Genomic DNA, 1,492 nt, shown 5'->3' on the forward strand with positions numbered 1-1,492 from the left:
CTTTAATTTGCTCTAATGATGTTGTGGTATTCATTGATCACACCTTAGTTGTTTAGGTTGCAATCAAGTATGCCGGATGGTTTTTACTTATTTGCGCTATCTTGCCGTAAGGTCACAATCGACATTAACGGAACTGGTGCATACCCAATGATATCGTTTTCAATCTCTACCATTTCTTTTTTGATTACATTGAATGTTTTTCTAGGGGCATAGGGGCGGTATGCATCTGTGTTATCTGCATCCCAAATGTTGGGGTAATTGTTTAAATATCCTGAGTCTAAATCTTTCGTCATATAATCCAGCGTGTTTGACCATGACGTCGATTCTGTATTCGCGCTTAACGAATCGCAAAATGCAATGAATTTCCCCGCATCTCCATTGAGTCGAGAATGGATATCACCACAAAACATTGAAAAGTTGTAATTAGTACCTGAAATCATTTTATACTTAGCGTGGGTGTTATTTTTTAACTCATCAACCCAGCCCATTATTAGATAAAACGCATAGCCTGTTCCGATAATTACCCACGCTTTTTGTTCTGACTCTGAACTTGATGAAACAGGGTGCTTTAATGCTTGCGTGTACCCAGCATGAAATGGTGTTTCAGTATCTATAAATGTTTTAGCTCCTTGAAACAGCATGGGGTTACTACTCAATGACTGCTCCCAATCCAGCCCTTTAGGCCAAAACCTCACCATGCCACCTGAACCAATCTCTGTATTATTTTGATATACCACACCGTTAATGTTGTCGTGTACTTTAGTCCAGCCTAGCGGTTGCTTCGCGCCGTAACCATCAACCAAGCATGCATTTAGCACGGCTCTTATTTCGCTGCCAGTGCCATAAGCTTGATTAATTTGCGGGGCACCTTCATCATCCCATCTATATACTGTTACTGGTGTTGTCATTAGTCTTTGTTTCCTCTAAATGCCAAAGTTGAAGAGTCGTATTTAATCTCTGAATGCCCGGGTGAAACCGAGCGAGTTAACGCAATGGGTTTACTCGCTGTGGTGGTTTCAAATAAAAAGCACTCACCGGGATTGAGGCCCGCACCAAACGCTTCTTTACGAATGAGTAAGTAAGGCGCGCCTGCAAAAGGGTTGATTGGCGCACAATCGGCGCTTGTGGAGCCGTGGTAAATCGTGCCCACATGCTCACCAATCAATTTGTAATCTGTCGAGCTGGTAAACACGATGGCCCAGCGCTGAGCAATTGCGCCTATGTTGCTAAGTTCAATTGGGTATTGAGTGGTGTTGATGGCACTGGAAGCGGGTGAACCTGTTGCACCAAAGTTGTTTTGCCAAGCGCTTAAGGTTCGTTCGTCTTTGGTGGTAGCTTGTAAGTCGCCCAATACATAGGCGCTTGATATGGTGGCCCCAGCGGGGTAAGTGCGTTTCAGCGGGGTTAAAATACGTAGCGTGCTGCCTTGAATATTGTCTACAGTCACAAGCTCTGACAACACCGCTGTTATGATGAACGGGCCAGTAAATGA

Annotated in this window: 1 protein-coding gene and 1 pseudogene; both read right to left on the bottom strand. The window is 43.9% G+C overall.

The features are described 5' to 3' along the window. Nucleotides 1–83: 83 nt before the first annotated feature. A complete protein-coding gene (locus HC733_RS22195) occupies nucleotides 84–908 on the bottom strand; it encodes a hypothetical protein (protein WP_190367150.1) in 825 nt (274 codons plus the stop codon). Beyond that, nucleotides 908–1,492 (bottom strand): annotated as a pseudogene (locus tag HC733_RS22200) (hypothetical protein); the annotation flags it as partial. The gene HC733_RS22195 and the pseudogene HC733_RS22200, both read right to left, overlap by 1 nt.

The organism is Pseudoalteromonas sp. S16_S37, from assembly GCF_014694405.1.
Lineage (GTDB): Bacteria > Pseudomonadota > Gammaproteobacteria > Enterobacterales > Alteromonadaceae > Pseudoalteromonas.

Coding starts and splice junctions, on each gene's coding strand:
- HC733_RS22195 (WP_190367150.1), bottom strand. CDS start 908: ATGACAACACCAGTAACAGTATATAGATGGGATGATGAAGGTGCCCCG.